At 53.7% G+C, this 17,983-nt stretch carries 9 protein-coding genes; 6 read left to right on the forward strand and 3 right to left on the reverse strand.

All coding sequences use genetic code 11. The features are described 5' to 3' along the window. Nucleotides 1-266: 266 nt before the first annotated feature. On the forward strand, nucleotides 267-3,293 hold the full coding sequence (locus GSQ94_RS06050; protein ID WP_158942462.1) for a M14 family zinc carboxypeptidase: 3,027 nt from the start codon (nucleotides 267-269) through the stop codon (nucleotides 3,291-3,293). A 54-nt stretch (nucleotides 3,294-3,347) separates the two neighbouring features. Here the strand turns inward: GSQ94_RS06050 and GSQ94_RS06055 are convergent, their stop codons facing one another. Beyond that, nucleotides 3,348-4,388 carry a LacI family DNA-binding transcriptional regulator gene (locus GSQ94_RS06055; protein ID WP_371417453.1) on the reverse strand — a complete coding sequence of 347 codons (1,041 nt, stop codon included), beginning with the start codon at nucleotides 4,386-4,388 and terminating at the stop codon, nucleotides 3,348-3,350. A 403-nt stretch (nucleotides 4,389-4,791) separates the two neighbouring features. Between GSQ94_RS06055 and kdpF the strand changes: the two genes are divergently transcribed. From kdpF to GSQ94_RS06080, 5 genes are all read left to right on the forward strand, one after another. Further along, a complete protein-coding gene (kdpF, locus tag GSQ94_RS21780) occupies nucleotides 4,792-4,878 on the forward strand; it encodes a K(+)-transporting ATPase subunit F (protein WP_158942558.1) in 87 nt (28 codons plus the stop codon). A gap of 15 nt (nucleotides 4,879-4,893) precedes the next feature. Continuing rightward, on the forward strand, nucleotides 4,894-6,669 hold the full coding sequence (kdpA, locus tag GSQ94_RS06065) for a potassium-transporting ATPase subunit KdpA (RefSeq protein ID WP_158942464.1): 1,776 nt from the start codon (nucleotides 4,894-4,896) through the stop codon (nucleotides 6,667-6,669). Nucleotides 6,670-6,692: 23 nt separating this feature from the next. Beyond that, on the forward strand, nucleotides 6,693-8,732 hold the full coding sequence (gene kdpB / locus GSQ94_RS06070; RefSeq protein ID WP_158942466.1) for a potassium-transporting ATPase subunit KdpB: 2,040 nt from the start codon (nucleotides 6,693-6,695) through the stop codon (nucleotides 8,730-8,732). Nucleotides 8,733-8,741: 9 nt separating this feature from the next. After that, on the forward strand, nucleotides 8,742-9,314 hold the full coding sequence (gene kdpC, locus GSQ94_RS06075; RefSeq protein WP_158942468.1) for a potassium-transporting ATPase subunit KdpC: 573 nt from the start codon (nucleotides 8,742-8,744) through the stop codon (nucleotides 9,312-9,314). Nucleotides 9,315-9,852: 538 nt separating this feature from the next. Beyond that, nucleotides 9,853-12,405 (forward strand): glycoside hydrolase family 31 protein, encoded by a 2,553-nt coding sequence (locus tag GSQ94_RS06080; protein ID WP_158942470.1) that lies wholly within the window; start codon nucleotides 9,853-9,855, stop codon nucleotides 12,403-12,405. A 93-nt stretch (nucleotides 12,406-12,498) separates the two neighbouring features. Here the strand turns inward: GSQ94_RS06080 and GSQ94_RS06085 are convergent, their stop codons facing one another. Then, nucleotides 12,499-13,056: an outer membrane beta-barrel protein gene (locus tag GSQ94_RS06085; protein WP_158942472.1), complete on the reverse strand. Its 558-nt coding sequence runs from the start codon at nucleotides 13,054-13,056 to the stop codon at nucleotides 12,499-12,501. A gap of 80 nt (nucleotides 13,057-13,136) precedes the next feature. Beyond that, nucleotides 13,137-17,983: S-layer family protein (locus GSQ94_RS06090; RefSeq protein WP_174240884.1), on the reverse strand; the 4,847-nt coding region annotated here is incomplete at its 5' end.

A 17,983-nucleotide genomic window follows, 5' to 3' on the forward strand; every position in this document is an offset into this window, starting at 1 on the left:
CAGTACGATGAAGATTTAGGATTCGGATCTTTATGACACGACAAAGGGAGGGCATCGATCCGTGATTTAGCACGAGAAGGTGACAAGTGAATGTCAACTTGCTGCAGCTTAGGCGCGCTTTCGAATTAGACCCTCGTCGGCGGAGTCTGATCGGAGATTAGATCCAGTGCATGAGTTCGAAGAGATCTTTCCCTATTGGAAATTCTTTTCGCCTGCTGTCGGTGGCGGGATTCGAAATAGAATTGACACAGCTTCTCTGAAAAACTATGAGACCGACCCTCAAGCTGTCCTCTCCATTCCTCGCGGTGATACTATTCGTCGCCACTTCTGATGCTGATGCTCAGGCCAGCCTGAACGATACTTTCGCCAGAGACAGCCATCAAAGAGTTGATCAGTCCTATACCGACGCCATTCGTAAATACACAACCGACCTTCGTTTTTTGTCGCACTTAGTCGACTACCTTCCTGCTTCGGACAAGGTACCGACTCCGGCTAAGGCTCTGGGGGATATTGCGGGCGCCCCTGACATGCTGCCCTATGCTGAGGAGGTTTACAAGTACTTCCGTCAGCTCCAGGCAACTTCTCCACGGGTTCGAGTCGTATCCGTCGGCCAGTCAGAAGAGGGTAGGGAGATGATAGCTGTCGCGATTGCAGATGAATCCCTGCTAAAAACTCAGAAGGAAAATGATGCTCGGCTGGCGAAACTGGCCGATCCGCGAAGCCTGGGGCTCGATGATAGTAAAGCGCAGCCTCTTATCGACCAGTCTTATCCTGTGTACTACATTACGGGAACGATCCATTCGACGGAGACGGGGGCTCCGACAGCCCTGATGGAGTTGGCCTACCGCCTGGCGGTGGATGATGCTCCTTACATCAAATACATTCGTTCACACATGATTGTTCTCATCACGCCAGTAGTCGAGGTCGATGGCAGGGACCGCATGGTCGACACATACAGGTGGCATAAGGCTCATCCTGGACAAGACTGGCCGCGCCTTGCGTATTGGGGCCACTATGTGGCTCATGACAACAATCGAGATGCGATGGGCATGACGCTCAATCTCACCAAGAATGTGCTGAATACTTACCTCGGCTGGCATGCGCAGGTACTGCACGATCTTCATGAATCGGTCCCATTTCTTTATGACAACACAGTCGGCGACGGACCCTACAACGCCTGGATCGATCCCACGCTCGCCGACGAATGGGCCGAACTTGGTTGGAACAACGTTGCCCAGATGCAGTCCTTTGGTATGCCAGGCGTGTTTACTCACGGCGACTTCGACACCTGGAGCCCCGGCTACCTCATGTTTCTTGCGGGATTGCATAATGGCATCAGTCGTCTCTATGAGACCTTTGGCAACGGAGGCGCAGATACCGAAAAGCGGATTCTTCAGCCAGAAGAATACTCCAGGACTTGGTATCGTCAGAATCCGCCACTACCTACGGTCGTATGGTCACAGCGTGACAATAATAACTACGAAGAGAGTGCTCTCCTCTCCACGCTGGCGTACTTCTCACACAACACGCATCATTTTTTAGAGAACTATTACTTTAAGAGCAAGCGCGCCATCCAAAAGCCTATTCTGGACGGTCCTTCCGCGTATCTCTTGCCGGCTAATCCTGCCGAACTCAATCGTCAACTGCAGCTTCTTGCGGTCCTGAAGCTGCAGCATGTTGAAGTACAGCAGCTCACCTCGTCTGTTACTAGCTCTGTTCCGGCGGCGAAACGCGACGACAAACCCACGACCCAGACGTTCCCGGAGGGAAGCTATGTCATCCGACTCGATCAACCGTTCTCTAGAGTCGCCGATGCTCTGCTCGATAGGCAATACTGGGCGCCGGATGACCCGCAGAGACATCCTTACGACGATACTGGGTGGTCGTTCAGCCAACTCTTCAACGTGAAAGCTGTACGTCTCACAGATCCCGCCATCCTCCATGCGCCCATGACCTCGATGGAGAACCTTTCGGAGTCTACCGGAAAGATAACCGGGGCAGGCACGGTCTACGCTATCGCGAATACAGGCCAGACCTCAATCTTGCCCTTTATCTATAATTTGAAAGAAGCACGCATCGAAACAGCTGACAGATCCTTCGACGCGGAGGGAAGGCATTTTGCTGGTGGCACTCTTTTTATCACTAAAGTGGATGAGCAGCGTCTCGTTGCGTGCCTGCAAAGATTTTCATTAGACGCCGTTCGGCTGGGTTCGCTGCCTGATGTAGAAAAACACGTGGTACGTGTGCCCCGGATTGCTTTTATGCACACTTGGCTTGATACCCAAACGGAAGGCTGGTGGCGACTGGCATTTGATAAGGCGGGTATCCCTTACAGCTATATCAGCACTCAAGCCGCAGCCCAGAGCGACCTGCACGATAAGTACGATGTCATTGTCTTCGCCCCAGTAGGCCGCAGCTCCTCGCGAGAGATCATTGACGGGATGCCTCAGTGGGGAAATGCTCTTCCTTGGCAGAAAACTGAACTAACTCCAAATCTCGGCATGCTCGATTCAACTCCTGATATGCGTCCGGGACTTGGATATGAGGGACTTTCGCATCTCAGATCTTTTGTCGAGCATGGCGGCCTGCTCATCACTTGTGAAGACACTGCGCAGTTTGCGATCGATAGTGGCTTGGCGCCAGGGGTTAGTATGGCTTCACACGATGACGTTCGCGTTGTGGGAAGCGTCCTCAGCGGCGTCTTCGTCGCTCCTACAAGCCCGATTGCGAATGGCTATGGCTCGACGTTGCCTGTGATGAGCGCCAATGGTACGGCCTTCAATGTAAGCGATACGCTCGGTCATCAAGGTGGCCGTACGCTGATGGATCCTTACGAACACCGCCCTACAGGTCGTGGTGGTCCAGACGAAAACGATATTGTGCAGGGTCGCCAGCCAGCTGAGCCTGAAACTCTTCTAAAACAACAGCCATGGCAGCCTAAACCCTTGAATGAGGATCAGATACGTAATAATCTGCAGGTCATCCCCATTCCTTTGCGTCCCGAGGTAATTCTTCGGTTCGAAGATCAAAAAAACCTCCTGCTCTCCGGTCTGTTGGACAAAGCGGCCTCCATCGCAGAGCATGCCATCGTAGTCAACGCTCATCTTGGGTCGGGTAATGTTTTGCTTTTTGCGAATAATCCCGTTTATCGCGGTGAGACCATCGGAAGCTATGCCCTGGTCTTCAATGCGATCTTAAACTTCGATCATCTTCGGCAGCCTGTTGTCACAGCCGCTCCTAATCCTGTCTCAGAAAAGGCATCGCCGGCACCTGGTACGGAAAGACAGCACTAGAACTAGAAGTTCGAGGCTATCGTCGGTTTTAGTGTGCAGTCCTCAAACGGCTCTCTATTTCGAAATAGGAACTGATGCTGTCGATTCGCGTACTACTAGTTCAGGATCAACTTTGATAACTCCGGGTACCTTTTCTTGGGCAAGTTTTTTAATTAACGAACTCGCAGCCAAAGCGCCGATATATTGCAGGGGCTGTCTGATGGTCGTAAGGCTAGGAACGACATAGGACGCTGCCTGAATGTCGTCAAAGCCAAAGACCGAGACATCAGATGGAACTTTCAATCCTGCATCATGTAGGGCTCGGATGGTGCCGATTGCAGAGACATCATTGAAGCAGAGCACGGCGGTAAAGTCTCTGCGCCTCATCAGTAGCTGTTGGATTCCTGGATAGCCAAGCTCGGGAGAGTTCATATCTCTATTCAGGCGAATGACGAGGTCCTTAGGAATTGAAAGGCCAAGTGCTCTTGAAACCTGTACGGTTGATTCCCATCGTTTCTGTGAATCAGAGCTGAATGGCTGTCCGCGCATGTATGCGATCCGTCGATGCCCGAGACGGTACAGATGTCCTAAGGCAAGTTCTGCAGCACGATGATGGTCGAGAATCACATTTGTGATCCCCGGCAATTCGAAGTGGCCGGCGACAGAAACTGTGGGGGATGAGGGGGCTTCCTCAAGATGCGTATCGATCGCCAGAATTCCGTCCACTCCGCGGGCTTGCAATAACCTGGGGTACTCTGCAACTAGATCCTTTTTATGGCGATGATGTGCTGTGAAAAAGAAATAACCCTCCTGCATCAAAACCTCTGCGGCGCCGCTAAGCACCTGCGAATGATATCCCTCACCCAGTTCAGGAATGAGGATACCAATGGTATGTGTCTTCAAGCCCTGTAGCGATCGTGCGATGAAGCTAGGCTGATAGCCGAACTTCTTTGCCGCTATCTTCACCCTCTCCCGGGTGGCCGGCGGTATCGAGCGGCCCGGCGCATTGTTCAAGACAAATGAAACCGTAGCTGGACTCAAGTCCAAATGCTCCGCCAGCATCTTCAGGCTTACTCGGCGACCGTCAGGTGACAGGGGAGACTTCTCTCGTTGCATGGGCATTGATCCAGAACCAGTCTAGCCGAGAGCTCTGCCCCGTTTTCTCTTTATTTTGTAAGGCGCATAGGAGGTGAATGTAGGAGGCATCGCGTAATTACAGCATGCCCCTAGTGAGCGATTGAACTTTAGGACTTCATGGAAAAGCAGTCCGAAAGCCCATACAGAGGTGACACATATGACTTCTTTATGGTTTTTCTACAACTTCTTTATTTATCGGCTGCTTGAATGATTAGTAACGCAGTGAGCTCAAATTCAACCGCAATCTGCAATGAATTTGGACTTCGGCCGGAGGTCGAGCGATGTGGGATTTTGGATGCGTTAGCGCGAGCGTTTTGTTTTTCATGATCGCAATCGGCTATGCGATGGTATGCGAACGGTTGGGCATCAAGGAGAAACAAGGATGATCGAGACACTGTTGCTTGGTCTTACAACCGTGCTGCTACTGATTTATTTGGTGTATGCGCTGCTGCGCCCCGAAAAGTTCTAAGAGGAAGTAGTCATCATGACGGCGAATGGTTGGTTTCAGATTTTCTTCTTTTTTGCCTTGGTGCTCGTGTGCGCAAAACCAATGGGCGTTTACATGGCTCGCGTCTTCGAGCGGGAACGCACCTGGGCAGATAGTATTTTCAGGCCGATCGAGCGGCTCCTTTATCGACTAACTGGCATAGACGAGAAACACGAGATGGCATGGACCGAGTATGCCGTTGTAATGTTGATTTTCAGTGTGGTTTCTATGCTGGTGACCTATGCCATAGAGCGCCTGCAGAATGTGTTGCCGCTCAATCCGCAGCATCTCGCGGCGGTGGCTCCTGATCTTGCACTCAATACTGCCGCATCTTTTACGACAAACACTAACTGGCAGTCCTATGTGCCAGAGACAACGATGAGTTATCTGACCCAGATGCTCACACTTGCTTATCATAACTTCTTCTCAGCCGCAGTGGGCATGGCGCTAGCGGTTGCACTCATCCGAGGTATTGCCCGGCGAGAATCTAAGACACTCGGTAATTTTTGGGTAGATGCAACGCGAGCGTCCCTCTGGATACTGCTGCCTGGGTGCCTCATCTATGCTCTGTTACTTGTTTCGCAGGGTGTAGTTCAGAATTTTCGGCCTTACGACCAAGCGAAGCTCGTGCAGTCACAAGCGGTCACTGTGACAGGGACGGATGGAAAAGTATCGACGCAAGTTATGACTTCGCAGAGCATTGCGCAGGGCCCGGTTGCTTCACAAGAGGCAATCAAGATGCTTGGGACGAATGGAGGAGGGTTTTTCAACACGAACAGTGCTCATCCTTTCGAGAATCCGACACCACTTTCGAATTTGATGCAGATGTTTTCGATCTTTCTAATACCTGCTGGATTGACGGTGGCCCTGGGGAGGATGACTCGATCTCCGAGACATGGATGGGCCGTATTCGCAGCGATGGCAGCTCTTTTTTTTGTCGGGGTCTTCGTGGCGTACTACGCAGAGGCACAGGCAAATCCTCTCCTCCATTCGGTTGACCAGCATGTTTCGGCAACACAGGCTGGCGGCAACATGGAGGGTAAAGAAGTACGATTCGGGATTGCGAATTCTGCATTGTTTGCGACCGTGACGACCGACGCCAGTTGCGGCGCCGTCAATGGAATGCACGACTCCTTTATGCCTTTGGGGGGCCTTGTTCCAATGGTGAACATCATGCTGGGCGAGGTCATCTTCGGGGGAGTGGGAGCTGGACTCTACGGGATGTTGATCTTCGTTGTGTTGGCGGTCTTTATTGCAGGGCTAATGGTTGGGCGTACGCCCGAGTACTTGGGAAAGAAGATCGAGTCATATGACGTCAAGATGGCGATGCTGTATGTGCTTATCTTTCCCCTGTCAATTCTTGGGCTTTCAGCGGTGGCGCTGATGATGCCGCAACTAGGCCTATCCTCTCTGACGAACTCCGGGCCTCACGGACTTTCAGAGATCCTGTACGCGTACACCTCGGCAACAGGAAATAACGGGTCCGCTTTCGCGGGCCTCAATGCGAATACTCATTGGTACAACTTGTCTTTGGCTGCTGCGATGTTGATCGGGCGGTTCCTGATGATCGTTCCCATGCTTGCGATCGCAGGCAATTTGGCAAAGAAAAAGTTGGTACCTCCCTCTCCGGGAACTTTTCCTGTGCATACGCCTCTATTTACGGTGTTGCTCGTCGGCGTCGTCCTCATCGTCGGGGCACTTACTTTCTTCCCCGTACTCTCCCTTGGACCAATTCTTGAACACCTCATGATGCACGCTGGCAAGAGTTTCTAGTCCAGAAGAAAAGCAGACAAACTATGGCAAATACCGGCAAACGCTCCTTATGGGATAGCAAAATCGTACGGCGTGCTCTGATTGATGCACTTGCGAAACTGAGTCCACGCACGATGATGAAAAATCCAGTCATGTTCGTCGTTGAGATCGGCAGCGTCATTACAACAATCTATCTGCTTCGTGACACGGTATCTCATCATGGTTCGTTTCGCTTCGATCTGCAGATTACGCTGTGGCTCTGGTTCACCGTACTGTTCGCGAACTTCGCCGAAGCGATGGCTGAGGGTCGAGGCAAAGCTCAGGCTGATGCGCTGCGACGTGCGAAGTCGGAGACGACGGCGGTGCGGCTTCGCATGGACGGTACTACGGAAGAAGTCGCCAGTTCGGATCTGAGGGCGGGAGATCAGGTTCTCGTGATCTCCGGCAATATGATTCCAGGCGATGGTGAAGTGATTGAAGGTGTCGCTTCCGTGGACGAATCTGCGATTACGGGTGAGTCCGCTCCGGTGATTCGGGAGGCGGGGGGAGACCGGTCCGCGGTGACAGGCGGAACAAGGTGTTTATCAGATCAGATCAAGGTGAAGATTACTTCGAATCCTGGCGAGACATTTTTGGACCGAATGATTGCATTGGTGGAAGGAGCAGAGCGGCAGAAGACTCCGAACGAGATTGCTCTGAATATTCTGCTTGCGGGATTGACGATTATCTTCCTGCTAGCCGTAGTGACGCTACAGCCGATTGCGATCTATTCCACTGCGCCACAATCAGTTTTTGTATTAATCTCTCTGCTGGTTTGTCTTATTCCGACAACGATTGGCGGGCTGCTTTCAGCGATTGGGATTGCAGGAATGGATCGGCTTGTGCAGCATAACGTGCTGGCGATGTCAGGACGCGCTGTGGAAGCGGCTGGAGATGTCAATACTCTCCTGCTGGACAAGACGGGAACGATTACGCTGGGCAACCGTCAGGCTTCAGAGTTCATTCCTGCTCCTGGAGTAAGCAAGGATCAGCTTGCCGATGCAGCACAGTTGTCTTCGCTGCCTGATGAGACGCCAGAAGGTCGCAGCATTGTGGTGTTGGCGAAGGAGATGTATGGTCTTCGCGGGCGAGAGCTGAGTGAACTACAGGCCGAGTTTGTGCCGTTCAGCGCAGTGACAAGAATGTCGGGCGTGAATCTTGATGGGCGGATCATACGAAAAGGTTCGACCGATGCCATCGCTGCATTTTTGAAGGAGAATGGCGGAAGTTTACCGGATGAGGTTCGTGCGGCGGTGGAGACGGTTGCTCGCAGTGGAGGAACGCCGCTGGTGGTGGCCGAGAATCGGCAGGCGTTGGGTGTGATTCACCTGAAGGATATTGTGAAAGGTGGGATGAAAGAACGGTTTGCTCAGCTTCGATCGATGGGCATTCGGACCATCATGATTACAGGCGATAACCCGCTGACTGCTGCGGCGATTGCGCGAGAAGCGGGTGTCGACGACTTTCTGGCAGAGGCAAAGCCCAAAGACAAGATGGACCTGATCCGCCGCGAGCAAGCCGAGGGCAAGCTGGTCGCGATGACTGGCGATGGGACGAATGACGCTCCAGCGCTTGCGCAAGCAGATGTAGGCGTTGCGATGAATACAGGAACGCAGGCAGCGAAAGAGGCGGGGAATATGGTTGATCTTGACTCTAATCCGACGAAGCTGATCGAGATCGTGGAGATAGGAAAACAGTTGCTGATGACGCGTGGCGCGCTGACAACATTCTCGATTGCGAATGACGTTGCGAAGTATTTTGCCATTATTCCTGCCATGTTTGCGGCTACGTTTCCTGTGTTGAATGCACTGAACATCATGCATTTGCGGACGCCCGAGTCTGCGATTCTCTCTGCGGTGATATTCAATGCGTTGATTATTGTCGGATTGATTCCGCTTGCACTGCGTGGCGTTGGTTACAAAGCTATGTCTGCGGAATCGCTGCTGCGCCGCAACCTGCTTCTCTATGGTGTTGGCGGGCTGGTGGCTCCATTTCTAGGCATTAAGCTGATTGACATTCTCATTACTGCCATTCATCTGGCCTAAGGAACTTTTATGCGTCGCAATTTAGTTACCGCAGTGCTTTACACATTTATCACAACAGTTTTGTTTGGCCTGATCTATCCTTTTGTCGTGACTGGACTGGCACAGGCGTTGTTTCATGACAAGGCAAACGGACAGCTTCTCTACAAAAATGGACAACTGATGGGCTCACGGATTATCGGCCAACCCTTTACGGCTCCGCAATATTTTCACTCACGGCCCTCCGAAGCTGGCAACGGGTACGATGCTGCCAACTCGAGCGGCTCGAACCTTGGTCCAACTAACAAAAAGCTGATCGACCGGGTGGCTGGAGATGTGGCGTTGTTTCAGCTCGATCATCCAAACGCTGATGTACCAATCGACCTTGTTACCGCTTCAGGGTCAGGGCTAGATCCAGATATTACGCAGGCGGCTGCGGAGTTTCAGGTGGTCCGAATCGCTAAGGAACGTCACTTGAGCGAAGATGCGGTGCGTCGCATTGTGGCACAGCATACGGAAGGTCGGCAGTTTGGGTTTTTAGGAGAGCCGCGGGTGAACGTATTGTTATTGAATATGGATCTGGATCATCTTTCTCCTTTGCGATGAGGTCCGACTAGTTCGATCAACGCAAGGTGTCGTTCCATGAGACAAGATGACTCTCGATAAGCTCGAATTACATACGCAGCCATAATGTAGCTTCTGATCTGTCTCCTTGCAGTTGTCTCCAGAGCGTTCACCTAGTAAGTATCTTCGAAGATACTCACTACCGTTTAGTGATGGCCTCGCGTCAGCGAGTCGTTGATCGATATCTTTGATGGTAAAAAATGCTGAGCGCGGCCCTTGACAGCGGCTTCAGGCCGAAATTCCACAACCCATAATGTTGTAACTACAGTAAAGACTGCTCAGACACTCTTATCGTCGATCTGCGATAGTACGCCGCTATGCGGAGCATCGCGTCGGTGTCGGTGATGTTCGAGATGTTATACCGTGCCCTGAGGCTCACAAAGAACTGATTTCTCTATGCTTTCATTCCTCGACCACCGGGTCGGTCGGCATGCTCTGGATCAGCGTTGCATAATGTTTCTGTACGATTCGGAAGCTTTTGTAAAATCTAATCCCCACTCCTGTTGATTGAATGGAAGATATGAATAGACGACGATTCGGAAAGCTAGTTGCCGCTTTGGGCCTGTCGTGCCTTCCACTTAATGTTCCGCAACTGTTTGCGCAGGGCGCAAAGGCTCAAAGAGTCGGTGTGACTCTGCTTGACCATGTTACGGGGGCCGCAGCGTTGTCGAACGGAGTGGAACTCAAGGCTGGTAAAGCGAGTATGCAGATCACTGCATTGCGCGAAGATGTCCTTCGAATCCGAATTTCAAAGACAGAGAAGTTGCCTGAAGATGCCTCGTGGGCCGTGTTGCCCAGCGCTAGGACTAGCTCTGTCGCGACGACTTATGATGCCCAAGGCGGTACTGTGGGCTTTCACACTAAACTTCTCAAGGTTTTGATCGATCGATCGACCTTAAGTATGACGATCAGCGATCAAAGCGGCAGATTCTTGCTGCAGGATGCAGCGCCGATCGAGTTTTACGACGATAGATTCAGGGTCTACAAGCGGATGCCTGGGCAGGAACACTATTTTGGTTTGGGAGACAAGACGGGACCGCTCGACCGTAGAGGCGGAGCATACGAGATGTGGAACACAGATCAGTATCGCTTCCAGGAGAGCACTGATCCCTTATATAAAGCTATTCCATTTTTTCTCGCTGATAATGCCGGAAGATCTTACGGAGTATTTCTGGACAACACGTGGAGGACGAGCTTCGATTTCGGTAAGGAAGATTCGAAGGCTTACTCTTTCGGAGCCGATGGTGGACCAGTGGACTACTACTTTATTTATGGGCCAAAACCAAAACAGGTGGTTGAAGGGTATGCCTGGCTGACTGGTCTCCCGCCGCTTCCTCCACAATGGTCGCTCGGCTTTCAGCAGTCACGGTACTCCTATATGACCGAAGCGAAGGTGCGTGAGATAGCAGACCGTATGCGTGCCGATAGGATTCCATGCGATGCACTTTATCTGGATATCGACTACCAGGCTGGCAATGCTCCGTTCACCGTGAATCAGGAGACCTTTCCTAACTTTCCCAATTTTGTGCAGGAATTGAAAGCTAAGCAATTCAGCTTGGTGATGATTACGGATCTCCATATAGCGGATCGGCCTAATCAGGGGTATGCACCTTATGATACGGGGATCGCCGGCAATCATTTTGTTAAGAACCCTGATGGATCAGTGTTCGTCGGCAAGGTATGGCCGGGACCGTCTGTCTTCCCCGACTTCACCAGGAAAGAGTCTCGCGACTGGTGGGGTGGTCTCTACAAAGAGTTCTCTGAAGACGGAGCTGCTGGGTTCTGGAACGATATGAATGAGCCATCGGTTTTTGAAGTTCCGTCGAAGACCATGCCTCTTGGTCTGCTGCACCGTATTGAGGAACCTGGTTTTGTCTCTAGGTTTGCAAGTCATGAAGAGATTCACAATCTCTATGGGATGGAGAATTCGCGTGGAACCTATGAAGGGTTGCTTCGGCTGAAGCCGCAGCAGCGACCGTTTGTGTTGACTCGTGCGACCTACGCCGGTGGGCAGCGATACGCAGCGACGTGGACCGGGGATAATTCCAGCACCTGGAATCATCTTCGCATGAGTACTCCAATGCTTCTGAGTCTTGGCCTCAGTGGATTTTCCATGGCCGGTGATGACATCGGAGGGTATGCCGGTTCCACAACGTCCGATCTTTTGACGAAATGGTTGGAGGTTGGAGCATTTAATCCGATCTATCGCGACCACAGCGAGAAGTTTACGGCTGATCAAGAGCCGTGGGTTGGCACTCCCGAGGCAGAGGCGGTCCGACGCAAGTACATTGAAGACAGATATCGTCTGATGCCATATCTCTACACGCTCGCCGAGGAGAACTCGCGTACGGGCCTCCCCATGATGCGGCCACTATTTCTTGAGTTTCCGGATGCCACCGCCGACAAACACCCGCTTGATCTCGATGCTCCAAATCAGTTCATGCTGGGGCAAAGTCTGCTAGTCGCCCCGGCTCCGTATCCTGAGCAGCCTGACAGCTACCTTGTGACACTTCCACCTGTCAGTTGGTACGACTACTGGACTGGGAAAAAAATTACGGACGGACCTCACAAAGCGGTGGCGGTCAGCACAGGGGTGCCTCTCGGTATTGGAGAGCTTCAGTCAGTTAAGATCCTGCCACAATTAGAGGTGTTGCCTGTGTTTGTGCGTGGAGGTTCGATCCTGCCCTTTGCCCCGCTGGTACAGAGCACGAAAGAGAAGCCAAATGGTCCTCTTACGTTGAAGGTCTATCCAGGAGATCAATGTGAGGGCTCACTCTATCAGGATGATGGAATCAGCTTCGCGTACAGGGACAAAGATTATCTTCGAGTGAAGTACGATTGTGAATCTGGGAAAGATAGCCTACGTCTGCATATAGGAACGCGCGAAGGGCATTTTCAGCCGTGGTGGAGTGACATAGAAGTAACAATATTTAATTGGGACGCGACGCCGGGAAAGATTACTTATAGCGGCGCGCCAATTAGTAAATTCCATTTCGATGTATCTTCTCGCTCGCTCACGATCTCGTTACCTGAGAAGGCTGAAGGTGGTGAATTGGAGATTGTTGCGCGGTAAAGATAAGGTGATGCGGTACGTCTCCTGAGAACAAAGAGATGACTAAGAACTGCTTGCCAAAGATACGGAGGTGAAGAGGGCTGTTGTTGAATCTCAATGAAACCGGTAAGCAGCGCCGATCCCCAGTAGGCTGGGTGTCAGACCGTTTGGCGGAAAGCCGAACCATCGTTGAGATTCGTACTCCACCCTTACATTTACGGAGCGCAGCAAGCGGTAATCCACTCCTACCCCGACTGCGGCCAGGTTGTACGCCAAATTGGCCGCCGCTCCTCCTTTGGGATCGTCGAAGACGGGCGGATAGTTGAAGACTCCACGGCCATACATGACCTTGACGTAGGGATCGAGGCGGCCGTAGTGCCGGACATATCTGGGCCCAATCTCGTAGGTGCGTTCGTAAATGGCTACGGTCGGCTCTGGGTCATTGACCTGATGGAACTCTCCCTCGATTCCAAAGTGATACTTGAAGTCAAAGGTGGCGTAGAAGCCTCCGCCTTTGATCTTTTCCGGAGCATAGTCAGAGTCTGCGTAGTTGAACGTGCCGCCTATCTGCAAAACTCCAGCTGCGGTGGCCGTTGGGAGGGCTTGCGCATTTAAGCGGCATCCGGTGACTCCGATAACGAAGACCAAGAGAGCGAGCTTTAGTCGCCTCAAGCAGTCTCCTGCTACCTTCGGTACTTTTTTTGAGATCGAGTAATTCGGCATGCTTGTAGTCTCTCTTGAGGCTGCGATTTTTACTGTGGGGATTGATCGATGTGGAAGTCTACGGCCACGGAGTGTTGAATTCCGTTGCTGACCGCGGTAACAGTGATGGGATAAGTGCGGTCAAAGTAGCCGGCGCCGCAGCCGGTAAGAGTCCCGATAGCTCCCAGAGAAGAGAGGATAAGGAGCGAGTGAATGATGAGGCGGGTCAGCTTACGGCCTGAGCGGCGAGAGTAGCGTAGCCCGAGGAGCGGTAGCAGGAAGAGTCCGAAAGCAATGTGAGAGAGTCTGCTTGAACGATCCTGCGGTGACTCAAGGGATGCGAGCTTTCGCGTGGCCACCGTCAGGGTAATGTCGGTTGGTCCGCCGAACTTATCGATCTCAGAAGGGGAGAAGGTGTAGGTAGCCAGGATTGGACCGGTCGGACTGGCGGAGAGCTGAACGGTTCCTGGGTAGGTTCCTCCAATAGGAGTGATGTGGAACGTGTACTGTCGCGTGGTGCCATAGGTTCCTTCAACTGTTGCCTGGCTGGTGAGCTTGATGGTGAAATCCAGAGGCAGGATGGTGATCGTGTTGGCACCGGAGGCGGCCGATGCGGTGCTTGAGCTGAAGTTGAGATCTCCACTGTAGACGGCGGTAATAGTGTGTGTTCCCACTGGAAGTGAGGTAGTGGAATAAGTCGCAACACCATTTGTGACGGTCGCTGAATTGAGCAGGGTCCCGTTGTCGAAGAAGTTGACCGTTCCGGTCGGTATTCCACTGGTAGTCGAGGCGACGTTGGCGGTGAACGTCACCGGCAGATCATAAGCGATGGTGGTGGTGCTGAGAGTCAATGTTGTAAGAGCGGGTGCCTGCGTTATGGACAAAGTTCCGTTCTGCACGACCTGGGTGTAGTCCGAAAGATTTGCTCCACTTACAGAAGGGACAATCGGATACTGACCTACCTGGGAGAGCGTAACGGCAGAGTTAGAGAAGCTTTCGACAAAGGTGTCTCCGTCTTGTGCTCCGGTGACAGCTCCGGTGAAGGGGGGATTGACCGTGCCGTAAAGACGGGTGAAGTTGTTCGCCGAGACGGTGAGCGCAGCTTGAGTAACGAAGATTGAAACGGTTTTCGTTATACCGGTGAAGTCGGTGGTATCAGTCGGGATGAAGGTGACGGACAGATCCTGATGGCCGACGCTCAGGTAAGTTCCAGCAGCAGGGCTATATGCGAAGCTGCCGGGGATGGAAGTTCCATCGGTTTGGTTGGCGGTCGCATCTAGTTGGCTGCTCCCCAATGGGGTTCCGTATACCATGTTTGCCGGCGTCGGCCAGTTGAGCACAGGAGTCGCTTGTGCAACTGTCAGAGGCACTGATTTCGTAACGCTTGTATAGTCGGTCGCGTCGGTCGGAGTAAAGGTGACGGTCAGGGTATCGGTTCCTGCCGTGGGTACCGTACCCGCGGACGGAGTGTAGGCCAGGCTTCCGGGGATAGTGATCCCTGCGATGGTGGCGGTGGCGTCAAGCTGTGTGTTCGACAGAGGAGTTCCGTAGACGATCATGGTTGGAGCTGCCCATGAGATCTGGGGATTTGCCTGGGTGATAGTGAGGGTGCCGTTATTGTAGGTAGTCGTGTAGTCCGAGAGATTGGTGCCAGTTGCGATAGGGACAATGGCGTAGTTGCCTACTGGTGAGGATGTGGTTGCCGTGGTGCTCTCGGAGAGGGTGAAGGTGTCCCCATTCACCGCGCCATTGATGGTGGCGGAGAAGGTCGGGTTCACGGTGTTAAAGGAGCGAGCCGCATTGCTGGCTGTGACGGTAAGGGTCGCCTGACCGACGGTGAGCGTTCCGTTCATATAGACGACGTTGTAATCGGCGATGTTGGTTCCAGTGGCTGTGGGAACGATCGGATAGGTGCCAACAGCAGATGCCTGGGTTGCAGTGGTTGTTTCGCTGAAGCTGAAGCTGTCACCGTTTTGTGCGCCGGCTGCGGATGCGGAGAACGTGGGGTTTGGAGCGCCGTAAGTGCGGTTCGCATCGGCAGCGGTGACAGTGAGGGTGGCCTGGACGATGGTGAGAGTTCCGTTGTCATAGACGACGTTGTAGTCGCTGAGGTTGGTTCCGCTCGCTAGAGGGACGATCGCGTAGTTTCCTATAGGAGAGGTGACAGTGGCTGAGGTGCTTTCGGTGAAGGTGAAGGTATCGCCGTTGACTGCGCCGCTGGCATTAGCCGAGAAGGTTGGGTTCGCGGCGCCATATGTTCTGCTGGCGTTTGCGGCAGTGACCGTGAGAGTCACTTGATTGACGGTAAGAGTTCCGTTGTTATAGACGACGTTGTAATCGTTGATGTTGGTGCCTGTTGCAGTGGGAACGATAGCGTAAGACCCGACAGGAGAGGTCACGGTGGCCGAAGTGCTCGCGGTGAAGGTGAAGGAATCGCCGTTGGCAGCGCCGCTGGCGGATGCGGTGAAGATTGGATTCGCTGCACCGTAAGCGCGGCTGGCGTCTGCCGCGGTGACGGTCAGGGTTCCCTTGCCGATGGTGAGAGTTCCGTTGACGTAGGTCACGTTGTAGTCGGCGAGGTTGGTTCCTGTGGCTGTTGGGATGATGGCGTAGGTGCCAGGGGCTGACGCCTGGCTTGCTGGTGTGCTTTCAGTAAAGGTGAAGGAGTCGCCGTTTTGTGCGCCGGTTGCGGATGCGGAGAAGGTTGGATTTGGCGTTCCGTAAGTGCGGTTGGCGTCCGCTGCGGTGACGGTCAGGGTCGCTTTGCCGATTGTGAGAGTTCCATTGACGTAGGTCACGTTGTAGTCGGCGAGGTTGGTTCCTGTGGCTGTTGGGATGATGGCGTAGGTGCCAGGGGCTGACGCCTGGGTTGCTGGAGTGCTTTCAGTGAAGGTGAAGGAGTCGCCGTTCTGCGCTCCGGTGGCGGAAGCAGAGAAGGTTGGATTTGGCGTTCCGTAACTACGGTTGGCGTCAGCCGCGGTGACGGTCAGGGTTGCTTTGCTGATGGTGAGAGTTCCGTTGACGTATACGACGTTGTAGTTGCCGATATTGGCGCCGGTTGCAGTCGGGACGATTGAGTAGGTGCCTGCAGGAGAAGTCTGCGTGGCAGTCGTGCTTTCGGTGAAGGTGAACGAGTCACTGTTCTGTGCTCCGGTGGCGGATGCGGAGAAGGCCGGGTTAGGGGTTCCGTAAGCGCGGGTGGCATTGGCTGCGGTAACCGTCAGTGTCGCCTGGCCGATCGAGAGAGTTCCATTGACGTAGACGACGGTGTAGTTCGCGAGATTTGCTCCGGATGCAGAGGGAACAATGGCGTAGTTTCCGATTGGCGAGGATGTGGTAGCGGTGGTGCTCTCGGTGAAGGTGAAGGTGTCGCTATTCTGCTCACCGGTTGCGGATGCGGAGAAGGTCGGGTTTGCAGCGCCGTAGGCCCTGCTCGCATCCGCCGCGGTGACGGTAAGAGTGGCTTTGCCAATGGTGAGAGTTCCGTTGACGTATACGACGTTGTAGTCGTTGATATTGGCGCCAGAAGCGACAGGCACGATCGGATAGGTGCCGGGTGCGGAACTGGCAGTAGCTGTGGTGCTCTCGGTGAAGGTGAAGGTGTCGCTATTCTGCGCGCCGGTTGCAGAGGCAGAGAAGGTTGGGTTGGCTACACCATAGGCTCGGCTGGCGTCCGCCGCGGTGACGGTCAACGTTGCCTTGCCGATGGTGAGAGTGCCATTGTTGTAGACGACGGTGTAGTCGTTGATGTTGGCACCCGAGGCGACAGGCACAATCGGATAGGTGCCGGGTGCTGAATTTACGGTTGCTGAGGTGCTTTCAGTGAAGGTGAAAGAATCCCCGTTCTGCGCACCGGTTGCGGATGCGGAGAAGGCCGGGTTGGCTACTCCATAGGTGCGGTTGGCGTCGGCTGCGGTAACGGTCAGAGTTGCTTTACCGACGGTGAGGGTGCCGTTGACGTATACGACGGTATAGTTGCCGATGTTCGCGCCTGTGGCGGTGGGAACGATCGAGTACGTACCGGCAGGCGAAGCTGAGGTGGCAGAGGTTGTCTCAGTGAAGGTGAAGGAGTCGCTATTCTGCGCGCCGGTTGCTGAGGCAGAGAAGGTTGGGTTTGGAGCGCCGTACGCCCTGTTGGCGTCAGCCGCTGTGACGGTCAGCGTGGCCTTGCCAACGGTGAGGGTGCCGTTGTTGTAGACCACGGTGTAGTTCGAGAGGTTCGCTCCAGATGCGACCGGAATGATCGGATAAGTACCGATTGGTGATGACGTGAGGGCAGGAGTGCTTTCAGTGAAGGTGAAGGAGTCTCCGTTTTGTGCGCCGGTTGCGGAGGCCGAGAAAGTCGGGTTCGGGGCACCGAAGGCACGGCTGGCGTCCGCGGCTGTGACCGTGAGGGTGGCCTGGGTGACGGTCAGTGTCCCGTCTACATAGACGACGTTGTAGTCATTGATGTTTGCGCCTGTGGCGGTCGGAACGATCGAGTACGTACCGGCAGGCGAAGCTGAGGTGGCAGAGGTTGTCTCAGTGAAGGTGAAGGAGTCGCCGTTTTGCGCACCGGTTGCGGATGCGGAGAAAATTGGGTTCGGGGCTCCGTACGCCCTGCTTGTGTTAGCAGCCGTGACTGTGAGCGTTACTTTGCCTATGGTAAGAGTGCCATTGGTGGTTACAACGGTGTAGTTCGAAAGGGCGCTCCCGACTGCAGAGGGAACGATAGGGTAAGTGCCTGTAGGAGAGTTTGTCGCAGCGGTGGTTGAGAAGCTCTCCGTGAAGGTGTCGCTGTTGACGGCTCCGGTAATGGTTCCGGTGAAGGTTGGATCAGCCTGGCCGTAGGCGCGGGTGGCGTTGTTGGCGGTGACGGCGAGGACGGCGGGGGTGACGGTGATCTGGGCGGTGGCGG

The sequence above is a fragment of the Granulicella sp. S190 genome (assembly GCF_009766095.1).
GTDB lineage: Bacteria > Acidobacteriota > Terriglobia > Terriglobales > Acidobacteriaceae > Edaphobacter.